Here is a 23,681-nt window from a genome sequence, read left to right on the forward strand (position 1 = left end):
GTCCTGAGCCAGGATCAAACTCTCCATTAAAGAGTTTTCTCGATCGATCGAATCGATCAGGAAAATCTCAGATGTTTGACTTGCTCAAACTTTGTTTTATCGCTTTTCCGTTATTTCTAACGGGGCAGTTTCGCTCGTTGTTCAGTTTTCAAAGAACAATTTGTTTTTCGCAACAACGTTTCATATCTTATCACGTTGTTATTTTTGGTGTCAAGCTTTTCTTTCATCATTTTGTATTTCTACTAAATTGATAATCGTTAGCTTTTCTTCCAAGCCGTTTGTCTCTCGCGGCCGGAGTTATAATATAGCATGAATAGATTTTAGATTTCAACAGGTAATAATTTACTTCTAAATGAAATGCTTTTGCGCAAGCATAGCAACCCGTATTCGTATTTTTGCTCAACCTTTGATATAAATGTGTGCGTCATTCAAAAAAAACAGCAGCCCGTCATTACAAGCTGCTTCAAGTTAGATCCTTTAAGTTAAGTTTCTAAAGGGATGCTTCACTCTTTTCGATTTTTGATTTCTCGTCGGCTATCTATGATAACCTGTACGTTCAAGCTTCCCGCTTCATCAGTTCTCTATAACTTGCTGATCCCACGCTTCCCTCCCCTTCACTTCTTGAATAAACTCGATTTCTTCGCCATCGAACCCAATTACATAAGCGAAGTACATGTAGACCGGCTCTGGCTTCGCTTCCAAAATATCCGCAAACGTAGGCGGCAGTTTAGGCTTCCCTCCTGCGGCAATCGCCCGATCGTAACTCTCGCGAATGTTATCCGTCCACAATGCAACGTGAAGCCAACGGCCGCATGACGGCGTATCCTCAGCCCCTCCCTCGGACACCTCGATGCAAGAACCGTCGCCCATGTCCATCATATAGACGCGCTTATCTGTCCCCCATGTATGCTTTACAGTGAAGCCAAGACCCTCCTCGTAAAATTTGACGGTCTGCTCGAAGTGACAGGAGGTCATTCCAACATGATGCAGGCTGGGATGTTTATGTTTCATATAAAAGCCACCCTTTCGCAATTAAGTCGCTTCTCTTAACTGACTTATTAGGCTCTTCAAATCTTGCTCCGCAACGGCGAGCTTGCTCCCTCTCGTACGTGATTCATTCTCGATCGCCAGCCACTCGCAGCCTCCCGCTTTGCATCTCTGCAGAATTAACGGCCAGTCATTAAGGTCGCCATCGGCTGCGATAGCAGCTTCGGTACCTTGTTTAGAATCAAGTGGCTTACAGTGCACAACCCGAAGCCGGCCGGCTGTTTCATTAAGCGCGATAACGGGATCGCCAGCCCCTTCCAGACAATTGCCGGTGTCGAGCTCTAAGAACACCGAAGGCTTCGTATGCTCGATAAGAATATTCCATGGAGTTATGCCGTCAAAGCTGTCATGGAACTCATGCGCATGCGTATGATAGCCAAGCCGCATCCCTTCCATTTCTAATCGGTCCGCAAGCTCATTCATTTGCTCCGCGTAACGAAGCCAGGTCGCCGCATGGTTGTCTTCCGGCATATGCCCTACGTTCCAAGGGCCTCCGAGACATGGAATAATGATGTTCGGATTGCCGAGCTCTGCATGATAGCGAATCGTGTTCTCCAGTGTGTCAAGCTGCAGCAGCCTCCACTCCACATGCCAACCGCATAACTCCAGTCCATGCTTTGTGAGGAGTTCCTTAACCACGGAAGCAGGCCATAAAGTCTCTCCGTACATTTCAAGACCTTCGTAGCCCATCTCACGAACTGCGCCCAGCGTAGCATCCAAATCCCGCTTCATCTCCTCGTAGACCGTATACATCGCCAGTGCAAACTTCATTTCCATCTCCTCCATCCCTTTCCGTCATCATCGGCTATCCCTATAAACGGTGGATAATGGCTGATGCGGCGTCCGCGTCGAGCAGTACTTCACAATTCGGATGAAGCTGAACAATGGATGCCGGCATATCCGAATTAACAGGCCCAAACAGCGCCTGCTCAATAATGTCAGCCTTATGCTTTCCTTTTGCGACAAGTACGAGATGACGAGTATGCATAATGTTTTTAATACCGAGCGTCAATCCGCCCAGCGGATGCTCTGGGCCGACGCCCGTTTCTTTGCGGACGCGCGCTTCGAAGATCGGGTCCATCGGCGATACCCAGGTCGTGCTCTCGAACGGGGTTCCCGGTTGATTAATGCCAACATGGCCATTGAAGCCGATTCCGAGCATTTGCAGGTCGACGCCCCCGCGAGAGGCAAGAGCGTCCTCGAACAAACGGCATTCCCGTTCAAAATCGTCAGACATCGTAGGCGGCATAATGAAGTTTTCCTCTGGAATGCCAAGATTTTTAACAAGCTGCTCATAGATCATCGAATAGCAGCTGCCTGAATAACTCCGATCGAGGTTAGTCAACTCGTCGACGTTGAATATAGTGACGCGGGATACATCAAACGGATACTTCTCGTATAGCTCCGATACGACGGCATGCATACCTCCTGTCGTCTGCCCTGTGGATAAACCAATTACCGCTTCAGGTTTCTTCAGCATCTGCGTTACAATTCGCCAAGCGGCGGCGATATCGAACGCTCTTTCGTCCTTCTCAACCGTAATTTTCATGCTTATCTCTCCAATTGTTTATTGTTATAAGATCTTCTACATCGATCTCCAATCAAAAATCGTACACGTCTTCGTATAAGTCTTGTTTACAAGTGACTGATAAGCATCGTCACAGCGCGCTGGATCGACCAGCTCATAAATGCCGTCCACCTTTAGAGCGCCGTTTTTGATCCACTCCATACCAACCGCAAAATTGCCATAGTTGCTGCCAGGCATAAATTCAGACGAATGCCGCGGAATGCTCCATTCCCAGCCGGAAGTCATTGTAATAAATCCGTAAAACACTTTCAGAAATATGTCATGCGCCCATGTATCGGTACCCCTGTACCAAGGAACGCCAATCAACGACAGTTCCCCTCCCTTGCGAAGCACGTCCAGTGCGTCAAGCGCTGCTTGCTCCGCACCGGAGCATTCCATAGCCAGACCGAACCTGCCTGCTGCTTGGCAATCCTTAATTGAAGCGTACACATGGAGCAACCCGCACTCGCGTGCGATCTGCCTCCTTTTCTCGCCAGGATCGACAGCATATACGGTATAACCGCAATGCTTCATCATCTGTGCGCACATCAGCCCAACGATGCCAAGCCCCGTCACCAACACGGGTTCAACCGGTTTGATCTGTGTCTTCAGCATAGCCGTCATCGACACAGCCGGGATGCGACATAGTACGGCCTCCTCGGGCAGCATACCCTCCAGCATCGGAACAATGTCATCCTCGGAGACAAAATTGTATAAACGATGCGGAGCGCTCGCAAATACGATATCTCCGGGTTTCGCGTGCTTCACCTTGCTTCCCGTGTCAATCACTTGCATGACTACGGCATAACCAATCTCCATCGGGTAGCGACTGCCGCCGAAATAATCCATATACCCTCCGCGCTCGGAGCCCGAAGAGATCAGCGACACTAACGTTTTACCGAAAATTTCTGTTTCGTCCAAAGACCGTTCCTGAAAAGTCTCCTGAACTAAAGCAGCCTTTCCTTGCTTCACGAACTGTACGCTGGCATTCTCGTAAACGTTCAAGCTGCAGATTCCTCCATTTCAAGCGAAGTGTCAGTTCCCATCTCCGTTGCTCATACTATAAATAGGGCTGTCCCCTCGTCATCACAAGGGGCAGCCTTTTTACTAGTTCGTTGTTGCCCAGTTTGAAGCATTTTTGAGCAGTTGAATCATCTGCGGATTGCCAAGCGCTTCCTCGGTATGGCCTGGAGTAAGTCCAACAACCTTCCCTTTCCCAAAGGAATGCGCCCACCCTCCTGCCGCCGTAACCGCCTCCGATGTACTGAGCATCAGCATATCGGTGCGCCCAATATTAACCTGGCAGTAATAATGCTCATCCATTACCGTAAACGGTTCAACGCCATCCAATATAGGATGAGTCACATTACGGATCGGCACATTTTCCACCTGAACATGATTATGGGAATGGCCGATGAACCGCCCGGAGTTTAGAGTCTTATAGAATGGACTGTCTTCTTCAATTAGCACAAGACCAGCGTGCACGAACAAGATACCCATGCCATCTTTCACGCGCGAAATGACCCGCTCTTGCTCATCATAGGTTATATCCCCTTCACCGTCCGGTCGACCTACCGTAAACATAACAAATAGATCAACCGAATCGCTAGATTCGATTACATCGCGCAGACGATTGCTCAACACGACATTCCAAACCTCGCGATCAAACACTTTTTCCATTTGAGGATCGATCAATTCCTTGGGATGGTACATGTCATCGCGAATGATGCATACCGTTTTTTTCACTGCCGCTTCCCCTCTCACACTGATTGTTGAATATCCGTTACGCTTTGTTCAGCTTCTTCAGGTTTTCCTCATATTTCGTCTGCATGTAAGTTCGCACCTTGTCATACCCCAGATTGTCGCGGTCTTTGAGAAACTTATTGTAGAGCTGGTCAAAGTCCTCATCGCTTTTCGACATAAGCAGCTTCGGCAGCGTTTTGCCCCATAGCTGCTGGATTTTGGTCCAGATCACGCCTTCCGGTGAAGTACCGCCCGGCGTCAGCTGCGTAAACTCAGAGAAGTTATACGTCTTTCCTTTCGTCCACTGGCCAGTAGACAAATAAGGCTCTTGCGTAGGCGGCGCCCACCCCAGCCACATGTTCGTGTCCATCATCATCCAATACGTATATTCCGCGCCGTATTTGGCCCCGTCCGTCGCCGTCAGATAACTTTCGAGGAACTGGTCCTTGCCGTCGATCGTATCGTAGGTAACGCCTTTTTCGCCCAGACAGAAATCCTTTTGTCCCTCTTCACTGATCATATAGCTCATAAACTCGATAGCGCGTTTTTTATCTTTTACATTTTTCGAAATGAGCGTAATCGTCCAGCCGGAGATGCCTGGACCGGACAATGTCGGCTGATCGAGATTGGCGTTAGCCGGACCATCAATCGGGATGTAGATTTTGTCCGGATCCGTTTTGTAGACGGCAGCGTTCTGTACGCCTACGTCCGCGATCTGGTACAGCATGGCGAAGTAACGGCCTTGCACTTCCTTCTCATCCATTTGCGGTCGTTTGTCGATAAAGATGTCCTTGGAGAGTAAGCCCATTTCATTAGCCTTGCGGAATACCTTCAGCCATTTAAGATACTCCGGATCGGTCGAACGGTCATACAGCTTGCCGTCCTTCTGCTGCGGAATCGCCAGGAAGTTCTGCAGGAAATCTTCCAGCGAATAGTTGCCGTTGTCTCCAAATTCATGGAAAGCAAGCGGGATGAGCGGCTGGCCGTTTACTTCCGGGAATTTCTCCTTCGCCGCCTTCAAGGCGTTCAGGAACCCTTCCGGCGTTCTCATCTCGGGCTTGCCGAGCGCTTCGTACATATCTTTACGAACCAGGAATGTTTGGTTCGATGTATACTGCTCGCCGTATTTCTTGTAATCGCTAGGAGAAGACGATGAGTTCGGATAACCGTAAAAGTTGCCGTCTTCTTGGGTAAACCACGAGATTTTGTCCGGATCGGCAACGGTGTACAAGTACGGATCATATTCATCCGCCAGCTTATTTAATGGAAGCACAAGTCCGCTGTCGATCAGCTTCTGTACGTTCGGATCGCCAACGTCAAGCGTAATGAAATCCGGAAGATTACCGGAAGCGATCATCGTATTCATTTTTTCATTCTCATTGCCGGCCGGGACAATCAGATTCAGATCGACACCTGTTTTCTTCGTAATGTACTTCGACGTATTATCTTCGCCCCACTTGCTTGTAAACCATGAGAAATTAACATACCAGTCGAACTTGATTGGCTTCGTGTCCGTTTTCCAGCCAGGTGCGTTTGGATCGAGCTTTGTTGTCTCCACCGCCGCCGGCGGCTCCGTTCCCTTATTCGCTGTCGCAGGCTTATTGTCGTTTGCGGACGAACAAGCTGCCGTTGTGCCGAGCAGGCCGACTAGCGTCACTACCGTTAGTGCCTTACGCATTTTCCTCAAAATGATTACCCCTCTCGTATTTGTCCTTATATGGTCTTTGTTGTAAAAACCAAAGCTTGTGAATGCTCCAATCAACCTTTAATGGAACCAATCATAAAGCCTTTAACGAAATACTTTTGCAAAAACGGGTAAACGATGACGATCGGCAGTGTAGCAACGACCATCGTGGCGAGTTTTACGGACTGCGACGTCACTTTGCGGACAACATTGTCCGGCACCATCGAAGCGATTTGATTCGAGCCGGATAAGGCGACGATACGGTAGAGGAAAGTTTGAATCGGCTGAAGATTCGGATTATTCGTAAAGATGACGGCCGTGAAATAATCATTCCATTGGTACACGCCGTGGAACAGCGAGATCGTAGCAATGACGGGCATCGAGCATGGAATAATAATGCGGTAAAAGATTTTGAAGTCATTCGCCCCGTCGATTCTCGCCGCTTCCTCCAACCCTTCGGGCAATTCCCGGAAAAACGCAAGGAAAATAATCAGATCGAAAAAGCTGAACATTGCCGGGAAGATATATACCCAAAAGCTGTCGAGCAGCCCCAGGTCGCGGATCAGCAAATAATAAGGAATCAGCCCGCCGCTGAAGAAGAGTGTCACGGTGCCGATATACATATAGAGCTTTCTGCCCACCAGCTCCTTTCGGGAGAAGGCATAAGCGACCATCGCCGTGAAAAACACATGGAGCGCGGTGCCGACTACCGTCTTTGCAACCGTAATGCCCATGGCCGTCATCAGGCCTTTGTTCTGGAAGACGGTCTTGTAATTGTCGAGGCTGAATACCCTCGGAAGCCAGTAGATGCCGCCGCGCATCGCGTCCTGGCCCTCGTTGAACGAGTTTACGATAACGTACCAAATCGGATAAATCGTGAGAAAGCAAATGACCAGCATGAGCGCTATATTGCCCCAGTCAAACAGCTTTTCTGCGGTTGTTCGGTTTTTCAGCATCGGATCATCCCTTTACCTGTTATAAAAGCGAAGTATCGTTTAGCTTTTTCGTCACATAGTTCGCGGACAAGAGGAGAAGGAAGGCGATGATCGATTTGAACAAGCCAACCGCCGTGGAGTAGGAGTAACGCCCTTCCGATATCCCCACTTGATAGACGTAGGTGTCGATGACATTGCTTGCGCTTTCGTTTAGCTGGTTTTTTAGAATAAAGACCTGATCGAAGTTCGAGGAGAGAATGCCGCTTACGGCTAGAATAAATAAAATGGCAATGGTGCCTTTAATCATCGGGAGAGTTATGAGAAACATCTTCTGGAAACGGCTCGCGCCATCCATCGTGGCCGCTTCGTACAAATCCGGCGATACGCTCGCGATAGCGGCTAAATAAATAATGGCGTTCCAGCCGAGCTCCTTCCAAATGTCAGAGCTGACGATGATCGTCCAGAAGTAACCGGGTTCGGCCAGGTAGCTGATCGGTTCTTTGATAAGATGCAGGGCCATCAGTAAGTCGTTGATAATGCCGACATCCGACAACCAAGTAGTCAATATCCCGCCTAGGATGACCCAGGATAAGAAATGCGGCAGGTAGGAGATGGTTTGCACGATTTTTTTATAACGCAGCGAGCGTAATTCATTAACAAATAAAGCGAATAGAATCGGAATCGGAAATCCGATTAGAAGCTTGAGCGCGCTCATCGCCAGCGTGTTCTTAAGCACGTAGGGCAGGCTGTCATCTGTCAGGAATTCCTTAAACTGGGCTAATCCGACCCATGGCGATTCGCTGATTGACCGGGTAATGTCGTATTCCTTGAAAGCTATGATCAGACCGTACAACGGAACATAGCTGAAAATAATCATCCAGGCAATTCCGACGAGTGCCATCGCCTGCAAATATCTTTGCGCCATGAATTTCCGCGCGAGGTTGTATACTTTGCTTTTCTTATTGCGCTGCTTCTCTAGCTTGACTGACGTTGTTGCGTGAGCATCCATGCGCACCCCTCCAACAGTTGTCATCTATTAATGTTTAATGTTCGAAAGTCGTCTGCGACGTAACTGGCAGCTTGCCCCCCGCCTGAATCTCTCCGGTCAACACTTTGGCCAGCGATCTGATCGTCAGCGGTTTATTCTCGTAGCATGCGATATATCCTCGAACCTCCGGAAACACGTTCAGGTCATACGGCATACGTAGCGACACGACCGTTAACTGCACGCCTTCTCTAGCTGCCAGGGACGTCACTATACGCTGCTGTCCTTCCGAGAAAATAGCATTGTAGGTGCCAACGATGATCTGTCGATAGCCTTGGCTGTCCGACAGCACTTTAGCGATCTCCTCTTCAACCGGATTAACGGAGATGATATGCTCTATACTTGCTTCGAGCCATCCGCCGAGCAATCTGCCAAGCGTCGTTTCTTCCCCTGGCGGTTCTGCCGTTTCCGAGACGGGACGCATATTCGGCCATATGATGTAAGTTGCTTCTTCTTTGTTAAGCGGGATCTGATTATTGTTTCGTACAATCGTAATACTTCTTTCGCTGATACTTTGCGCAGCCGCCCGGTGCTCCTGGGCTCCCACCAATTGACGAATCAATCCCGGAGAAGAAGGCTGTTGCATGAATAAGCCGCGTTTTTCCTTCATATTCAGCAGCCGGACAACCGATTCGTTGATGCGGGATTCACTGATCCTGCCTTCTCTTACCGCCTTAATGACAGCCTTGAGTCCTTCAACCTGCAAATGGATCTGATGGCTGATGAGCACGAGATCAGCTCCCGCTTCAATAGCCATGACCGCACCTTCTCCGACGCCAACCCCTTGCGAGACAGCGTTCATCTCCAGGCAATCCGTCGTAATAACGCCTTCAAAGCCCAGCTCCCCGCGAAGAAGTCCTGTCAGAATCGGATGCGATAAAGTCGCTGGGATAGGCCGGGACTCATAAGCCGGGAAGATCACATGCGCCGTCATGATGGCGTCAACGCCTGACGCGATCGCCCGTTTAAATGGCGCAAGCTCCACCTCATGCAGCCGTTTCCGGTCGTGAGCAACCAATGGCAGCTCATGATGCGAATCGGTACTTGTATCGCCATGTCCAGGAAAATGCTTGACCGTAGCTGTGATGCCGGCGGTCTGATATCCCTTTACCGCTGCAGACCCCATCCTGCCGACCAGTTCCGGATTTTCGCCATAAGAACGTACACCAATAACCGGGTTGAGCGGATTGTTATTCACGTCGATACAAGGAGCGAAATTCATATTCAGCCCCATCGCTCGAAGCTCCGTTCCAGAGAAAAGGGCTGCGTTGTACACTGCCGCTTCGTCTCCCGCTGCGCCAAGCGCCATATTGCCGGGCATAAGCGTGATCCCCTGCTCAATGCCTGACACCATCCCCCCTTCTTGATCGAGCGAGATGAGCAGCGGAATAGCAGCTTCTCTTTGAAGACTAGCCGTTAATTCCGATGCCTGTTCGGGAGACAGAAGATTGCGCCGGAAGAAATTCACGCCGCCAATATGGTAATCGCGAAGGAGCTGGAGAATCGACTCGTTAGGCTTAGTGCCGTCAAAGCCGCACATAAACAATTGCCCGATCTTTTGCTCCAGACTCATACTCTTTAACCATCCATTAATCATTTCGGATTAGCCCTCCCATCGAAACGCCTTGTTTTTGAAATCCATTTCATAGAGGTCCGCAACAATCGACAGCCATTTGCCTGCATTACCCGTCCATACTTCCTTGTAAGTAGCATTGTTGAATTGCGGCCAATACGGCTGATCTTCATTGCCGAAGGTTTGAACGCCAACCGGAATCTCTCCCGTCATTTCGCCGCCCAAAACGGCATACTGCTGCGCATAACGGTAGCCCTCGCCGTACATAAGCGACTGGCCAAACGGATTTTTGCCGACGATCCAATGCAGTTGACCTTCCGCGATATCCAAGAGCTTACGGTCATTAAGGTAAAGTCCCGCGATGGAAGCCGCTTTGCCGGCGGACATGATGATCGCATTGTTGCCTTTGAACGAGAACCATACGGGAAAGCGTTTTAAATAATAGCTGTCATTCAGCTTCACGCCATTCTTCAGCTGTTCGATGTAATCTTCTTTGGCACGATGGTCGGTCAACAGATGCTGGTAGCCAAAGCTTCGCTCATCAAGATGCTCTTCCGTGTGATATACCCCGCTTGCAAGCATCGGATAAGGCAAGGTGTACACCGCCAGCGACTTTACATATTCCCCGTACAATCGGATAGCTTCCAGCCATTTTTCCGCATCAATATGCGTAGGTTGTGTCTTGTGAACGGCTGCGAGCGCCATTAGGTACAAATGCTCCCGTGCCTGATGATTGAAATGCTGCACAACCCGCTTATCCGGGTGACGATAGAAAAAACCCGCAAGTATTGTGCCGTCGTCAAGCCGGATCCCCTCTTGTTCCTGGCATTCGAGAACGTATGCAATAAATTCCGCTGCTTTTTCCGCATATCGTGTATCTCCCGTTGCTTCATATAACGTAGATGCCGCCCACGAAGCTGTCGCCATATACAGGCTTTCCGAGGTCTGATACGTGTGCTCCCAGAAGATTGGCTTCTCGTCGAAGCCATGCTGTTCGAATTGCTCCAGCGCATATTGGAAATCTTCCTGGGCGATACGGAGCAGATGCGCCGATACGCTTGGCTGCTCCATGAGCTGCCTGTGCATATACGCTTCCATTCCTGCGCAGTAGAAGTTCTCGTAAGCTTGATTGTGGACGCGAGCCTCAGCATCATCCATGTTGCCGATTCTTCCATCCGTCCAGCGGGTAATGCCGGCGCTGGTCGCTCTGTACCCGTCGCCGAAACGGGTCTTCAGCATAAAATCTAATCCCCACTCGCCCTCTTCCAGCAGCCTGAGATACAGATCTTGGTCACGCAGCTTGACCTTCTCCGCCATTTCAAACAAAGCGAATGTCACCTCAGCCGTCTGGATCAGCTGCTGCGATACATCGCCTGCGTCATGCCAGCCGCCGTTAAAGGAAATAACGGTATCCTCATGCTTAGCAATGACATCGGCATGGCAGCTGCCGTGAATTCCGGGAACAGGATAACCGCACCGTTCGCAAAATATAAAGTTCAGCGATTTCCAGATTGAGTCGTGCCACACCTCTTCCGTTTCCCCAATCGTAAAAGCGCCGGAGACGGAGCCGCCTGATTGAAGATAATAGCGGCCTGGACTATTGAAATCTGAAAAATCCAAAACGTCGAAAGAACCCAGGCTGTTGTTCAAGTTCTCGGGGGTGCCGCTGTATACAACATCTCCGGTATACACGTCCCTAAGCCGGTAAGCGTTCTCAGGAATCTGAACGGCGAGAGCCGTCTTGCTGCCCGAGCGATGATAGCCGCTGTGAGAATAGATGAACTGGCCCGGTTTCGGCAGCCAGCCTTTGGATACTTCGTGTCCTGTCACACTCTCCAGCTTCACCAGCCTTATTTGAAGAGTCATCCGGTCACCGGTCACCCGTTCCTTGCCGTTCAGGAAATAACTGATCGACAGCTCCGTAATCGCATCTCTTGGCAGCGCCTCTATATTGAGATGGATCGTATTCCATTCTCCATTGTTCAGATTCACGCCGTGAACCCCTTCGCGGTGGTAAATATCCGGAATCGGAATAAGTCCTTCGTTGCGGAATGAGATCATAACATAAGCATTCGGAACACCTGGAAAATCAGGCAACAGCTCCACTGTTATTCGATTGTAATGGTCCCAGTTCTCGCCTTGGAAGCTTGCAGCCATCCATGCTGTGCCGAAATTGACATAATCCCCGTCCGCAGGTGCGCCTTCCGGCCAATGGGGCATACGCGTCGGCGAGCTGAGAACAGCTAAACCTCCCGGCGTACAGCCTAGCTCTCCGACTCCGCGGTGCTTCCATTCCAGCATACCGGTGAATAACTGGCCAGCTTCGTATAGCAAACGCTCCTCAAGCACCGATTGGCGACTCTGTTCTTCCTCTAGGGAGTTCTCCTTACGCAATGGCAGCTGACGATGAATATAGCCGGATTGTTTGACATCCTTCATAAACGACTCCATCATTGCACCTCCTCTCTTTTACCGGTTGTCTCCCAAGCCTCCAGCCCTACCAAGGCTGCTCCAATAAGCGAGACATCCGGTGTCTTTTGCTTAGTCGTAACAATCCCATTCGTTACAAACCGCATAGTTCGGGAATTCAAATGTTGTTTAACCCTGTTCCATAAATAAGTGCTTCCTGCCAGCCCTCCGCCAATGACGATTGTGTCCGGATCGCTGACGCGAACGAGATTCATGATAAGGGAGGAAAGTGCTTTCGCAGCTGCCTCACTGACGTAGAATCCCAGCTTATCGCCTGCTTCCGCAGCCTGTAGAATCTCCTGCGCAGTTACGCGCTCGCCTTCCTTTATCTTGATTGAGGTTCCCGAATACCGTTGGTGCAGCGCCATTACCCGCTCATGCATGCCAAGCCCGGAGGCTATCCGCTCTACGCAGCCCAATCTCCCGCATCCGCATAACACATCCGAATCCGAAGCCACAACCGTATGTCCGATCTCGCCTGCGTTGAAGTGGGAACCTTTGACATGCCTCCCGTTTGTGACAAAGCCTGCGGCTATTCCGGTACCGACATTAAGGTAAATAAAATGATCGGACTCTGTCCCCCAACCAAACCTCTGTTCAGATCGCGTGGCGCAGGCGACATCATTGTCCACGCCGCAAGGCAGCCGGAACCGAGATTCCATGATTGCTTTGACATCCGTCAATTGCGATTTTCCCGGTTCAATTTCATGCCAGATGCCCCGCTTCTGATCCACCCGTCCAACAACAGCGATTCCGATGCCTAGCTGACGCTTCGCCACGAAAGGGACGGTGTGTATGTAGTCCTCAACAGCTTGAATGATTTGTTCCATAGCGGCCTCTTGAGATGTCGTGTCGCTTGGATAAAGCTTTGAACGGAGAATGTTTCCTTCGGGTGTTATCTCTCCCAATAACATTTTCGTTCCGCCAAGATCTACCGCAAGAATGGAAGATGGAATCTCTCTGTCCAAAGCTAACAACCCCTGACTTTGTATTTGGTAACGTTACCAAATTTGAACGTCACAATTTCTTTACACAGCCAATGTAACAGACTGGTAAATGACATGTCAACACTAAATTTTCCAGAAAATTTCAAGATATTTTGCACTTCAGCTGTCAAAACGATTATTAAATACGTCGGCACGATAAATGGATTTTTTCGTGGTAACGATACCAAAATTGTTCTTGCTAAATGAAAACGACTGGGTTAGAATCTATCCAAATGCCGGTTGCAAAAGGATGTGCCCCTTTGAAAAGTAAGATTACCATTACCGAAATTGCCGATAAATGCGGCGTTTCCGTATCCACCGTATCACGCGTGCTTAACAACAGCCCTTCCGTTTCGCCGAAGAAGCGCGCGCTGATTCAACAAATGATCGATGAATACAATTACACTCCCAGTGTTTTTGCAAGAGGCATGGTCAATCATAAGACGAAAAATATCGGCGTTATCCTCCCGGATATCACTAACCCTTACTTTGCCTCTTTGTTCTTGCAAATCGAAAGCTTCGCGTTAAAAAATATGTACGCAACGATTCTATTCAATACGATGTTTGCCCGCAACCCCGATAAATATGATACGCCTCTCAGTGAAGAAGACTATTTTAAGATTATTCTGGAGAAGCAAGTTGACGGCGTCCTTATTCTCGGCGGACAGATCGATAAGGATGACGTACCGGAGAACTTCATTCATGCCTTGAATCAGCTCCACAAGTCAGTGCCTGTCGTAATCGTCGGCTCCCGAATTGACGGATGCGAGTGTTTGTTCGTAGAACGCAATTCGAGGCAGGGCGTGACTTCAATCGTGAATCATTTTATCGCGCTCGGGCATGAGCGGATCGGTTTTGTCGGTGGCGAGCCAGGAATACGCATTACGTCCTCCCGCATCGAAGCTTTCAAACAAACGATGAAAGCCTATCACCGTGATGTAAATGACTCACACATCGTAACGTCGGATTATTATGCGCCTGACGGTTATTCGGCGATGAACCAACTGCTGGATCAGAATAGCGGCAAGTTGCCGACGGCTATAATAGCGATTAATGATATGGTTGCGCTTGGCGCAATCCGCGCCATGAAGGACCGTGGCCTCGAATGTCCTTCCGATATCGCTATTGCCAGCTGCGACCAATTCCCTCACAGTGATTTCAGCATCCCGCGCCTGACGTCCATGGACCTGCATAACGAGTATCTCGGCCGCATGGCGGTTATGCAGCTGATTAGCGCGATTAACGGCTCGGAAGAAGCAATCAGTATTAATCACATGCCGGAGCTAATTATTAGGGAGTCGTGCGGGGCTACACGGCGGTAATGACCGCATGCCGAGGAAGCTCTGCCTCCCCCAACGGCACGGCAGCGAAAAATGGGTAAATCGTAACGCGTCTAACCGGCGACGCATCGCTGTCATATTGCGCGTTGAACAGAACAAAGGAGCATGGCGAGATCGCCATGCCCCTTCAACCTTATCGTTATCGGTCAAGATTCTGCGAAGATATATTCCACTTCGTCGCGAGCCTGATACAATTGCCAATACCTCTCCGCGATATCGTCCGGATCGTAGAAGGTACCCTTGGATACATAACCGCCGATAGTGACGGTTCCTACATATACGTTATGGGGCTTTAACTCCTGCGCTAATGAATAGGCAAGCGAACGGACACCTGCCTTGCCGATCGACAATGAGGAATAATCTGCATTCGGATAGAGGGCCAAACCTCCGCCCGTGATTAGAATCGCCCCATCCTTCCGCTTAACGAAATCCGGCACAACTTGTTTGACGCTCGTGAGGGCGCCCACGACATTCACTTTGAATTCCTCGATCAATTGTTCCTCGTCCAAAGCGGACACTGTCGATCTGGAGATGACAGCCGCATTGTAGAGCAGGACATCCGGCGTGCCGTATTGCTCGCGAATGACCCGGAAAGCTTGGGCAACCGACTCAGATTTCGAAGCATCCGCCGAGACGGTAAACACTTCGATAGATTGGTCTCTCAGCTCTCTAGCCAGTACATCGAGCGAAGTTTGATTGCGTGCAACGAGAACGACCTTGAACGAATGAGCACCGAATTTACGTGCGACAGCTGCGCTAACACCCGGACCAGCACCTATAATCACTAGAAGGGATTTACTCATACGAAACACTCCTCTGCGTTTAAGTTTTACGATTATAACTCTTAACTCTCAAAACGGGATAGGCGAAACGGAGAGATATCCCATGAGGTTCTCCCGTTGAGAGCCAAGTCTGCCAAGACCTCGCCGACCGCGCTGGCGAACTTGAAACCGTGGCCCGAGAAGCCGCCGGCAATGACAACGTTCTTGTAAAGCGGATGGTGATCGATGATAAAGTCTTCGTCCGGCGTCAATTCGTACTTGCATACCGCGCCGCGAAGCAGCTTGCCTGCCGCGCCAGGCAAATAAGTGTCCAATGCTTGCCGAAGATCCTCTTCGTCTTCCGGATAGGCTCCGAACGGAGCTAGCGGTTTGCCCGGCTCCCACGGAAAGCCGCCATCGTGGCGCCCGATCTTAACGCCAGCGCCGTCTATGCTCGGGAATCCGTAGAAGCCGCCGTTCTTGGTGCCGATCGTAAATCCAGGAAAGACGCTGCTGTCAAACGTCGAGTCGACCGTCTCGAACCATCCGACGACTTTACGTACGGAACGAATCGGAAGGGACAGGAACGACTGAAGCATCTTGAACCAGGCACCCGCGCTTAGGATCACTCGTTCGGCCTGATAGCTTCCTCCTTTCGTATGTACTGTCACGCTTCCGTCCTTTTCGGTCCGAAGTCCCGTGACGAAGGTGTTTGCGATAAATTGAGCGCCGGCTCGTAACGCCTCTTGTTTGTAAGCCGCAACGGCTTTTTCGCTGTATAAGTATCCAGCGTACGGTTCATACATTCCGTGGAAGTTATCCGATACCTTCACGTTAGGCCATCGCTTCCGTATTTGCTCCCCGGTCAGCCATTCCACCGTCACTCCTTGGCTTTCGGCATCGTTCTGACGCTCCCGAATATCATAGACGTCCGTATCCGCTATGTTCAACACGCCAGCTCTCTCAAGCAGCTTCAGCCCGGTAGCTTCCTCCAGCTGCAGCCATTTCTCGTCGGCTCGGATAGCAAGGTTGATGTAAGCGGGGCCTCCGCTGTAAGCATGCCGAATGAGCCTTGGCTCTCCATGATGGCTCCCTTCTCCGTGCGGCGGCTCGAAAGCATCGATCAGCAGCGTTTCAGCCCCTCGACGGGCCAACTCGTACCCCGCGCTCATTCCCATCGAACCCGCGCCTACCACGATAACGTCATATTTTTTCGAAAATGGGCTCATACGTTAGCCCCTCCTTACTTCATCCCGCTTAAAGCGATGCCTTGAATGATTCGTTTCTGGAAAATCAAAAAAATCGTAATCAATGGAAGCACAGAGACGGTAGCGGCGGTCATGATCAGAATCCAGCCACTGTTGTCTTTAAGCTCACTAGAGAAATAGACCATTCCTACCGGGAGCGTGTATTTGTTCTCCGTCTGCAGCACGATGAACGGCCATATAAATTGGTTCCAGCCCGAGATGAAGCTTAGGATCGCCAGCGTCGCTAGTGCTGGCTTCATCAGCGGAAGCGCTATGGAGGAGAACACCCTCCACTCGTTCAATCCGTCGATGCGCGCCGCGTCGAGTAGTTCCGAAGGCAGCGACTCCATAAACTGGCGCATGAGGAAGATCCCAAACGCGGAGATGAGGCCAGGCAGCAGCAATCCGGCGTAAGTATCCGACAAGCCTAGCTTCGACGCGAGCAAGTACCAGGGTATGATGAGCATCTCGGTAGGGACCATCAGCGTGCTGATAATAAAAACGAAAATGACGCTCCTCCCTGGAAAAACGAATTTAGCCAGCACATATCCCACCATCGTATCGAAGACCAGTACCGACACCGTCGATACAACTGCGACGCCCGCCGTGTTCCCGATCCACAGGCCAAAAGGCGCTTTGACGAACAAATCTCCGTAGTTGCTCCAAGTGGCTGGCGACGGGATCAGGCTTAGATCAAATAAATCTTTGGGCTCCTTGAACGAGGAGGCTGCCATCCACAGGAACGGGAACAGCGTTACGGCAACTCCCGCAAACAGAAGCAGATAACGAAGAAGCAACCAAGCTCCGTTCGCGTAAGAGCGGTTAAACTGCCTGTCAACGGGTGATCGAACTTGTTTCGTGTTCGTATTCATATAGAGTTAGAGTCCTCCTCTCAGTATTCAAACTTGCGATCTAATATTTTGAGCTGCAAAAGCGTGAACGCAAGAATAATGACGAACAGAACGACTGTCGCTGCCGAAGCGCTCCCCATGTCGAAACTTTTGAACGCTAGTTTGTAGATATGATAAACGAGCGTTCGAGTCGAGTTAAGCGGACCTCCGTCCTGGGTCATGCTGACGATATGCGCGAACGACTGCAGATAGGAGATGCCGGCGATGACGGCCGAGAACAGAATAATGGGATTAAGCAGCGGCACCGTGATATATCGGAACCTGTGCCATGCGTTAGCTCCGTCTATGTGAGCGGCTTCGTGATACATCTTCGGAATGCCTTCCAATCCAGTCAAGAAGATTAACATCTGGAAGCCGACGCTCTGCCAGATCATAGACAAGGCGATGACATATGGCGCTTGGTCTGGGGATTGGAGGAACGGCTGCGCGGGAAGGCCCAGGCTTAGCAGCTGGCCGTTAATCCATCCGTTCGGCATGAGAAGCCAGCGGAATATCCAGCTAACCGCAACGATACTCGTGATATACGGGATGAAGTAAACCGTCCGGAAGAAGCCGCGCAGCCGCTTCACGTTCTGCAGCAGCAGCGCTACGAACAGCCCGGCGGCCAGCTGTCCGGGAATGCCCACAACAACATATAAGAACGTATTCTTGAGCGATTTGCGGAACGCCTCATCTTCTAACAGGCTTGAATAATTGGCCCATCCGATGAAGGGCTTCTCCGGAGAGAGAACATCCCACTCGCGGAAGCTGATGTTGAAAGAATACAAGATAGGATACAACCGGGTCAGCAGAAAATAAAGCACCGGTATGCCCAGCATCAGATAGATGAATAGGTAGCGCTGAGCACGATAGTTCAATCGCAGCGACAAAGGCTTACTCCCTTCGGCCGCACGTCGCTGTGTCGTGTTCGTGATCACTCGGTCATCCCTCCTCCTTCATAGGCAAGCAGGCGCCGGATTACCCCGGTGCCCCTCTCTTCTTACTTCTTGTCAACCTTGGCCCAATAGTCGTCATAGAGCTTCTGCGTCTTGGCGACGAGATCTTTGAACGCCTTCTCGGCGGGTACGTTGTTGAGAAGAACTTCGTTCGCCGCATCGACGAACAACGTCCTTTCTCCCGTCTCGTCGATGAAAAAGTGTGCCTTGCTGTTGTCGAGCTGTCGGATGAACGGACCAAGCTTCTCATCATTCAGGTATTTGTCCTGCGTGGCGACCTCCTTCTGAGCCGGAAGCTCGCCAACCTTATCCACCCATTGTTCCTGCACTTCTTTGCTCGTCAGAAACTTCAGAAACTTGATCGAGGCGTCAAGCTTCGCGCCGGTGACCCCGGCCGAAATCGCGTTTGCCCAATACGAGGAAGGCGCAGACTTGTTCTTATAGGACGGCAACGGTGCAATTCCGTAATTCAGGTCCGGAGCGTCCGTTGCCAAGGAGCCGAGACGGAATGATCCGTCGATGTTGATAGCGGCGTGCCCCGTCTTGAAGGCCGTAACATCGTCGGTGAAGACGCCGGTCGTTCCGACCTTGTGCTTGACCGCGAAATCGATTAGGTACTGGAACGCCTCCAGACCTGCCGGCGTGTCCGCCCACAGAATCTTGCGACGGTCCTCGCTGAGGTCCTGGCCTCCGGCTTGAGGAAGCAGCCCGTCGCGATACCAGTGGTGAAGCTGCGCTCCCGGTTCCCAAGCCAATCCTTCGACGACGAATTGCCCGTTGGAATCCTTCTCCGTCAGCTTCAAGCTGTCCTCGACCAGTTCCTCCCACGTAGCCGGGGGCTCTGCGATATTCGCTTTCGCGAATAGATCCTTGTTGTAGAACACGGCAAGCGTGCGAACGGCGGTCGGGATCGCCCAGTAAGAACCGTCGATCTTCGCGGCATCCACGAATGGGTAATACTTGCTCTCAATTTCCGCCGCCGGGAAGTCGGATTCGGGCAGCGGCTGCAGGAATCCGGAGGAGACATACTTCGGCAGCCAGCCATAGTACAGATTGATGACGTCAGGTCCTTTGCCCGCCGGAACGAGCGTCGCGACCTTCTCGTTATATTGATCGTACGGGAAGTTCGTTTGCTTGACGGTAATGCCCGGGTTCTGCTCTTCGAATTGTTTGATCAACTCGTCGATAAGCGCGACTTTGGACGGGTATTCATACTGCCAATATTCGATTGTCACCTTCTCCTGCGAATCGCCGGAGGCAGTAGTCGTTTCGGTTGGAGAAGCCGAGGCCACAGACGGAGAGGATGAAGATGAGGATGATCCGGCATTATCGGAGTTATTCCCTCCGCAGGCGGTCAGAAGCAAGGAAACGGCTGCGAGCAGGGATAACGGCTTGGCGATGTTATGGATACGGTTCATGAACGGGTCAACTCCTTGGTTTCGTTTAGGGGGACGGTCGGCTCCAATCGAAGCAGCTTTCTCGCATTGTTGCCGAAGATTGCTTCGATCTCCAGATCGGAGAAGCGAAGGTCGCGCGCAACGCGGGTTTGATCCTGCAGATAGCGGAAATTGTAACCTCTCGGGAAACCCATCGAGTCGGAGCCGTAAATAATACGCTCCGGTCCGATTAACTCGTAGGTCTTTCGGAACAACGTCTCGAACGTCAACTCGTATGGCATCCAACGAACCCATTGATTCGAACCGGAAGTGTCGACGTAGACGTTTGGACAACTCCAGCATAGATGGAGCAGCTCCTGAAAGTAGCCGCAGCCGAAGTGTGGAATGATAAACGGAATGTCGGGATACCGGCGGGCGACATTGAAAATCGGAACGCTCGCTGCCATACCGGGTAATTCGGTCATGCTTCTCGAATGATTTCGGGTAGTTGTAAAGCAAATGCCCGTGAATATCGAATACTTGAAATCCGGTTCTAAACACCGTTCCTTCCTCCTTTAGGCGATAGATCCACGACTTTCCCCTGGAGATGATACGGGCGGCGGTGCCGCTCGGTCAGCATCTGATCCAGTATCTTGAGCTTTGAGTCGATGAAGTCTCTCGTCCGTTCAGCCCACTCTTCCGCTTGTTTGCGTGCGGAAGTTTGTACCGCAAGCGCCCTCCTCAGTTCTCCGGGACTCGGTCCACCGGGAACCGAACGAATCCGGACGAAATGCTCAGGATCGAGAGCCTGCCGCAGATCTTCAGAAGTCAATGACATCGGCCTTCCGGTGATGCTCCTGGCGGCTTCGTCAAGTCCAGCTACCGTAAGCTCCTTCACGGATAGGCCGGCGGAAACCGTAGTATGTACGAATTCAGCTACGATGGCATGCGCCGTGCGGAACCCCAGTCCTTCCTTGCGCACCAGCGTATCAGCGAGCTCGGTTACGGTCGCATAACTCATCTCCGCCCTTTGACGCAAAACTTCCCTATCGACTTCAAGCGTCTCGATGATACGAGCCAGAAGCCGGTAAGCCGAGTCTAGGGTACGCAAACTTCGCCAGACGTAAGGCTGAAGATCGTCCTCGGTATCTACGATGTCTCCGAACGGCGTGTTATGAACCATGCTCAGCACAGTGTTCGCATCTCCGACGCAGCTCGACAGCAGCGACCGAAGATGCTCAACCGACACCGGATTTCGCTTCTGCGGCATGATCGAGCTAATCTGGACATAAGGCGCGGCCACCCTGATGGCTGCAAATTCTTGAGTTCCCCAGAGCAGAAGCTCCTGAACAAAGCGTCCAAGGTTCACGGCGGCTATTGACACGGATGAAGCGATCTCGAGGACGTAATCCGTCCCGCTGACCGCATCGTACGCATTCGCGATCGTCTCGTCGAAGCCAAGAAGCTGTGCGGTCCGCTCCCGGCTGATCGCAAAGCCTGTCGTCGTGAGCGCGGCAGCGCCCAAGCTGCTTCGGTTGCAGTTGGCATAGGCGGCCCGCAGACGACGGACATCCCGGGATAACGAATCCGATACCGCTGCGATATAATGCCCGACGGTTGTCGGCTGCGCTTGCTGCGTATGCGTATAGCCGATCATTATCGTCTCTGCATGTTCCTCCGCGAAATCAATGAGCCGCTCCTGCAGCTCAAGCCCGGAGGCGATGAGGGTCAGCAGCTTAGCCCTTAGGACAATGCGATAGATCGCGATTCCCATGTCGTTGCGGCTGCGGGCGAGATGCAAATGACCTGTCGTCTCTCCGCCTAAATGCTCGAGTTCATGTTCCACTTCGAAGAATAAATCCTCAAACTCGCCGGTATAATGGCCGTTCTCCAGTTTCTTCAGATCGAGATTCTGTAGTGCCTGAGCAATGTTCGCAGCGTCCTCTTCGGCGATGAGCCCCTGCTCTTCGAGCATGATGAGGTGCGCCTTGCTGACCGCGATCATCGGTCCTAACAATTCCTTCTTGGCCTGTTCGTACGCTGGTTCGAGAACCACCTCCGCGTAAGTTCTGCCAGGGAAGGTGTCTCCCTCCCCCCGTTGTCTTTGTCGCGCATCCGGCATTAGCTTCACTCCAATCTGCATGATCCTGTCTTCCAAACAAAAAAGAGACCTTCTTCCTTCAAGGGAAGAGGTCTCCAGTTATCTGGTAGAGTATAAATCCGACAATTCCAATTGTCATTATTTAATTTATCACATCGTAGCACTGAGTCTCTCAAGGTGTCAATCGCTAGCCTTATCAAAATTTCCTATTATAGAATTTGGAATATTTATATTACGTTCTATTCCCGGCGGCGATTTGCGCTGAGGGGGTCCACTTAGCAAAATATTAATCTGCCGCGTATTCCTTCTGCCTCCATGGCGGTTTCCATCTGCAGTTCCGTAATGCTCATCAGTTTTTTGCTCTCTGGCGAGTCAGGATTCTGTGCTTGCTTCTTAAGCATCTTTGACACCTCCCACACCGAGCGTAACGAAAACGCAGCAAGATAGCCAAAACGGACTAGCTCTTCATCCCCCTGCCATCCTGCTTTTCTTAGCCCGCTTATATAAGAAGAAATAAATAAATCTCGATACTCCTTAAACCGATCAACCGTTACCTGGCCCCTACTCAAGCCTAAACCCAAGAACCGTCCTAGATCTTCACCAGCCCCTGAAATACTTGCGAATTGCCAATCTATCAAAGTTAGTTTCCCTTCCCGCTGGCGTGTATCATGAAGCAGGATATTCTGCTCATAAAAATCCTGATGGGAAAATGTTTTCGGAAGCTGCTCGAGTGAAACCAGCCAATCCTTGATCCATGGTTCAAATTGATGATATTGGTCCAATATGGAAGCCACTCTTTTATCCGAGAGCAAAATCTCTCTGGTATCCGGATCAGGCTCATAGCGGTATTTTTCGCATTCATGCAGCCACGAACGCATCCAATGCCGATTTAACCAATCGAATTCCGGAAGCGGCTTTCCAAGCAGATACTCGGCTTGAATCTCGCCAAGCTTTTCCGTTACATAGCCATAATCCTCCCGCGTCCATGGTCGCACTTCCTGCCCTACATCTTCCATCCACAGCCAAATGTATCCGTTATCTTTATTGTCAATGGCATAACACTTGGGGGTTAATAAATTCGATGGGACATGCTCAAGTAAATGTGAACCATATACTAAGCTTTCTCGCCGCCAATAATTATAATGTGCAGGGTCATTCCGTTTTGGATCAGGAATAACGATTTTTAGAATAAAGGACCATGAGCGGCGTTCACCGCCATTGTTTTCGCTTGTTCCCGTTATGCGATAGACTCCGTCCGTTACGAAGTTTTTGTTTTCCTGACCAATCGATTTGCAGGTCCATTCGGTAATAACGCCAAACTCAAATCCGATACAGGCCTTAGACAGTTGAAGAAGCCGTTCCTTATCCAATTCTCCAGCTATATTTTGCACACTCATTCGAATTCTCCTATCCTATACAATCGTTTTCTTAAAGTAATAATGATTGCTACCGATAGGCGCTTCTTCAAAAACGGCAACCTGGACATAACCATGCCGGAGATAAAATAAAGGAGCTTGAAAACTGAACGTGTTTAGCTTAATAAACGTGCAGCTCTTCTCTCTAGCAATCTGCTCGATCTGATTCAACAGTTGCGCCCCGTATCCCTTGCCTCTTTGATTATCGTCAATCCACAGGATTTCGACTTCAATCCAATTCCAGCAAAGGGTGGACAACATCCCTCCAACAATGCTGCCGTTCTCGTCCTTCAACGTTAAGTTGATCTCTTCATAGCGCGAACTTAAATATTCCGGAACGTGTTTTGCGTTAAACTCGATTAGTTTTTTTCTAATGTAGGTGCTTTCTTCTTCATTTCCAAAAGAAATTGTAGTATCGAACATGGACGTTCCCCCTCATCCCATAAGTCATCCAATCAGAATGTTTGTTCGTCAAAGGTTATGCAATATCCTTTTTATGTTAAATAAAAAATATAAGGGGGTGTCCCATAAGTCATGAAAATGACG

At 50.5% G+C, this 23,681-nt stretch carries 21 protein-coding genes and 1 pseudogene; 1 reads left to right on the forward strand and 21 read right to left on the reverse strand.

Annotated elements, in window-relative coordinates:
* Positions 1 to 573: 573 nt before the first annotated feature.
* From CFI03_RS24065 to CFI03_RS24115, 11 genes are all read right to left on the reverse strand, one after another.
* Complete coding sequence (locus CFI03_RS24065; RefSeq protein WP_248760444.1) at positions 574 to 1,011, reverse strand: VOC family protein; 438 nt, start codon at positions 1,009 to 1,011, stop codon at positions 574 to 576.
* Positions 1,012 to 1,032: 21 nt separating this feature from the next.
* Positions 1,033 to 1,818, reverse strand: coding sequence for a sugar phosphate isomerase/epimerase family protein (locus CFI03_RS24070; protein ID WP_248760446.1), 786 nt, complete (start codon positions 1,816 to 1,818; stop codon positions 1,033 to 1,035).
* Between the two features lie 40 nt (positions 1,819 to 1,858).
* Positions 1,859 to 2,596 (reverse strand): 6-phosphogluconolactonase, encoded by a 738-nt coding sequence (locus CFI03_RS24075; protein ID WP_127491111.1) that lies wholly within the window; start codon positions 2,594 to 2,596, stop codon positions 1,859 to 1,861.
* Between the two features lie 36 nt (positions 2,597 to 2,632).
* Entirely contained in the window at positions 2,633 to 3,619 is a 987-nt protein-coding gene (locus CFI03_RS24080; protein WP_248760448.1) for a zinc-dependent alcohol dehydrogenase, read from the reverse strand.
* A 102-nt stretch (positions 3,620 to 3,721) separates the two neighbouring features.
* Positions 3,722 to 4,360 (reverse strand): ThuA domain-containing protein, encoded by a 639-nt coding sequence (locus CFI03_RS24085; protein WP_248760459.1) that lies wholly within the window; start codon positions 4,358 to 4,360, stop codon positions 3,722 to 3,724.
* A 37-nt stretch (positions 4,361 to 4,397) separates the two neighbouring features.
* Entirely contained in the window at positions 4,398 to 6,035 is a 1,638-nt protein-coding gene (locus CFI03_RS24090; protein WP_248760496.1) for an extracellular solute-binding protein, read from the reverse strand.
* 80 nt (positions 6,036 to 6,115) lie between these two features.
* Entirely contained in the window at positions 6,116 to 6,997 is an 882-nt protein-coding gene (locus CFI03_RS24095) for a carbohydrate ABC transporter permease (RefSeq protein ID WP_248760461.1), read from the reverse strand.
* Between the two features lie 19 nt (positions 6,998 to 7,016).
* A complete protein-coding gene (locus tag CFI03_RS24100; RefSeq protein ID WP_248760463.1) occupies positions 7,017 to 7,985 on the reverse strand; it encodes an ABC transporter permease in 969 nt (322 codons plus the stop codon).
* A gap of 34 nt (positions 7,986 to 8,019) precedes the next feature.
* A complete protein-coding gene (gene nagZ, locus CFI03_RS24105) occupies positions 8,020 to 9,618 on the reverse strand; it encodes a beta-N-acetylhexosaminidase (protein ID WP_248760465.1) in 1,599 nt (532 codons plus the stop codon).
* A gap of 6 nt (positions 9,619 to 9,624) precedes the next feature.
* Positions 9,625 to 12,048 carry a glycoside hydrolase family 9 protein gene (locus CFI03_RS24110; RefSeq protein WP_248760467.1) on the reverse strand — a complete coding sequence of 808 codons (2,424 nt, stop codon included), beginning with the start codon at positions 12,046 to 12,048 and terminating at the stop codon, positions 9,625 to 9,627.
* Positions 12,045 to 13,031 (reverse strand): ROK family protein, encoded by a 987-nt coding sequence (locus CFI03_RS24115; protein ID WP_248760469.1) that lies wholly within the window; start codon positions 13,029 to 13,031, stop codon positions 12,045 to 12,047. Before CFI03_RS24115 ends, CFI03_RS24110 begins: the two co-directional genes overlap by 4 nt.
* A gap of 278 nt (positions 13,032 to 13,309) precedes the next feature.
* Between CFI03_RS24115 and CFI03_RS24120 the strand changes: the two genes are divergently transcribed.
* Positions 13,310 to 14,371 (forward strand): LacI family DNA-binding transcriptional regulator, encoded by a 1,062-nt coding sequence (locus CFI03_RS24120; protein ID WP_248760471.1) that lies wholly within the window; start codon positions 13,310 to 13,312, stop codon positions 14,369 to 14,371.
* On the opposite strand, the gene CFI03_RS24125 is transcribed toward CFI03_RS24120, so the two are convergent.
* From CFI03_RS24125 to CFI03_RS24170, 10 genes and pseudogenes are all read right to left on the reverse strand, one after another.
* Positions 14,358 to 14,510, reverse strand: a complete 153-nt coding sequence (locus tag CFI03_RS24125; protein ID WP_248760473.1) for a hypothetical protein — start codon at positions 14,508 to 14,510, stop codon at positions 14,358 to 14,360. The genes CFI03_RS24120 and CFI03_RS24125 overlap by 14 nt on opposite strands.
* Positions 14,511 to 14,535: 25 nt before the next feature.
* Entirely contained in the window at positions 14,536 to 15,192 is a 657-nt protein-coding gene (locus tag CFI03_RS24130) for an SDR family NAD(P)-dependent oxidoreductase (protein ID WP_248760481.1), read from the reverse strand.
* Positions 15,193 to 15,233: 41 nt separating this feature from the next.
* Positions 15,234 to 16,379, reverse strand: coding sequence for an N-methyl-L-tryptophan oxidase (gene solA / locus CFI03_RS24135; RefSeq protein ID WP_248760483.1), 1,146 nt, complete (start codon positions 16,377 to 16,379; stop codon positions 15,234 to 15,236).
* A gap of 14 nt (positions 16,380 to 16,393) precedes the next feature.
* A complete protein-coding gene (locus tag CFI03_RS24140) occupies positions 16,394 to 17,269 on the reverse strand; it encodes a carbohydrate ABC transporter permease (RefSeq protein WP_248760485.1) in 876 nt (291 codons plus the stop codon).
* A 20-nt stretch (positions 17,270 to 17,289) separates the two neighbouring features.
* On the reverse strand, positions 17,290 to 18,225 hold the full coding sequence (locus tag CFI03_RS24145; RefSeq protein ID WP_248760487.1) for a carbohydrate ABC transporter permease: 936 nt from the start codon (positions 18,223 to 18,225) through the stop codon (positions 17,290 to 17,292).
* A gap of 62 nt (positions 18,226 to 18,287) precedes the next feature.
* Positions 18,288 to 19,661, reverse strand: coding sequence for an extracellular solute-binding protein (locus CFI03_RS24150; RefSeq protein ID WP_248760489.1), 1,374 nt, complete (start codon positions 19,659 to 19,661; stop codon positions 18,288 to 18,290).
* A pseudogene (locus CFI03_RS24155) lies at positions 19,658 to 20,068 on the reverse strand (amidohydrolase family protein); the annotation flags it as partial. The pseudogene CFI03_RS24155 and the gene CFI03_RS24150, both read right to left, overlap by 4 nt.
* A gap of 104 nt (positions 20,069 to 20,172) precedes the next feature.
* Positions 20,173 to 21,762: an argininosuccinate lyase gene (gene argH / locus CFI03_RS24160; protein WP_481857710.1), complete on the reverse strand. Its 1,590-nt coding sequence runs from the start codon at positions 21,760 to 21,762 to the stop codon at positions 20,173 to 20,175.
* A 233-nt stretch (positions 21,763 to 21,995) separates the two neighbouring features.
* Positions 21,996 to 23,117: an aminoglycoside phosphotransferase family protein gene (locus tag CFI03_RS24165; protein ID WP_248760491.1), complete on the reverse strand. Its 1,122-nt coding sequence runs from the start codon at positions 23,115 to 23,117 to the stop codon at positions 21,996 to 21,998.
* Between the two features lie 15 nt (positions 23,118 to 23,132).
* On the reverse strand, positions 23,133 to 23,558 hold the full coding sequence (locus CFI03_RS24170; protein WP_248760493.1) for a GNAT family N-acetyltransferase: 426 nt from the start codon (positions 23,556 to 23,558) through the stop codon (positions 23,133 to 23,135).
* Positions 23,559 to 23,681 lie beyond the last annotated feature (123 nt).

It is taken from the genome of Paenibacillus sp. ATY16 (assembly GCF_003399985.2).
GTDB lineage: Bacteria > Bacillota > Bacilli > Paenibacillales > Paenibacillaceae > Pristimantibacillus > Pristimantibacillus glycanilyticus.

Coding starts and splice junctions, on each gene's coding strand:
- CFI03_RS24070 (WP_248760446.1), bottom strand. CDS start 1,818: ATGAAGTTTGCACTGGCGATGTATACGGTCTACGAGGAGATGAAGCGG.
- CFI03_RS24095 (WP_248760461.1), bottom strand. CDS start 6,997: ATGCTGAAAAACCGAACAACCGCAGAAAAGCTGTTTGACTGGGGCAAT.
- CFI03_RS24090 (WP_248760496.1), bottom strand. CDS start 6,035: ATGCGTAAGGCACTAACGGTAGTGACGCTAGTCGGCCTGCTCGGCACA.
- solA (WP_248760483.1), bottom strand. CDS start 16,379: ATGAGCCCATTTTCGAAAAAATATGACGTTATCGTGGTAGGCGCGGGT.
- CFI03_RS24165 (WP_248760491.1), bottom strand. CDS start 23,117: ATGAGTGTGCAAAATATAGCTGGAGAATTGGATAAGGAACGGCTTCTT.
- CFI03_RS24150 (WP_248760489.1), bottom strand. CDS start 19,661: ATGAACCGTATCCATAACATCGCCAAGCCGTTATCCCTGCTCGCAGCC.
- CFI03_RS24130 (WP_248760481.1), bottom strand. CDS start 15,192: ATGAGTAAATCCCTTCTAGTGATTATAGGTGCTGGTCCGGGTGTTAGC.
- CFI03_RS24110 (WP_248760467.1), bottom strand. CDS start 12,048: ATGATGGAGTCGTTTATGAAGGATGTCAAACAATCCGGCTATATTCAT.
- CFI03_RS24075 (WP_127491111.1), bottom strand. CDS start 2,596: ATGAAAATTACGGTTGAGAAGGACGAAAGAGCGTTCGATATCGCCGCC.
- nagZ (WP_248760465.1), bottom strand. CDS start 9,618: ATGATTAATGGATGGTTAAAGAGTATGAGTCTGGAGCAAAAGATCGGG.
- CFI03_RS24140 (WP_248760485.1), bottom strand. CDS start 17,269: ATGAATACGAACACGAAACAAGTTCGATCACCCGTTGACAGGCAGTTT.
- CFI03_RS24100 (WP_248760463.1), bottom strand. CDS start 7,985: ATGGATGCTCACGCAACAACGTCAGTCAAGCTAGAGAAGCAGCGCAAT.
- CFI03_RS24170 (WP_248760493.1), bottom strand. CDS start 23,558: ATGTTCGATACTACAATTTCTTTTGGAAATGAAGAAGAAAGCACCTAC.
- CFI03_RS24125 (WP_248760473.1), bottom strand. CDS start 14,510: ATGGCGATCTCGCCATGCTCCTTTGTTCTGTTCAACGCGCAATATGAC.
- CFI03_RS24065 (WP_248760444.1), bottom strand. CDS start 1,011: ATGAAACATAAACATCCCAGCCTGCATCATGTTGGAATGACCTCCTGT.
- argH (WP_481857710.1), bottom strand. CDS start 21,762: ATGCAGATTGGAGTGAAGCTAATGCCGGATGCGCGACAAAGACAACGG.